The organism is Christiangramia aquimixticola, assembly GCF_048285835.1.
Classification (GTDB): domain Bacteria; phylum Bacteroidota; class Bacteroidia; order Flavobacteriales; family Flavobacteriaceae; genus Christiangramia; species Christiangramia aquimixticola.
On the sequence record NZ_JBLVTL010000249.1, the window covers coordinates 1 to 293 of the forward strand.

The following is a 293-nucleotide window of genomic DNA, read 5'->3' on the forward strand; positions in this document are numbered from 1 at the left end:
GCCATTGCTGATACGTTTATTCCGGAAGGACTTCCTCCGATTTTGCCCTCAGCAGAGGCCAAACCAATCGGCGCACTGAGCACGGGTACAGATCAATTTTTGATCAAGCTTTTTGAAAAATGCTATGAAAAAGAAGATCAGGACTTGATTAAAAGTCAACTCAAAGGCTTGAATAAATCCGGTTTTTTGGACCTGAATCAGGCTGAAAGAGAGCAAGTGCTCCTTGGAAAGAAAAACTCTGAAATCGAAGAAGAGAAAAAGTTCTATAGCCTCATGCGATCCAATACCGTGAT

Annotated in this window: 1 protein-coding gene; it reads left to right on the plus strand. The window is 42.0% G+C overall.

Annotated features, from left to right (window positions below; genetic code table 11):
• Positions 1–293, plus strand: a 293-nt coding sequence (locus ACNKXV_RS14350; protein WP_417908389.1) for a gluconate 2-dehydrogenase subunit 3 family protein, incomplete at both ends; no start/stop codon positions are given.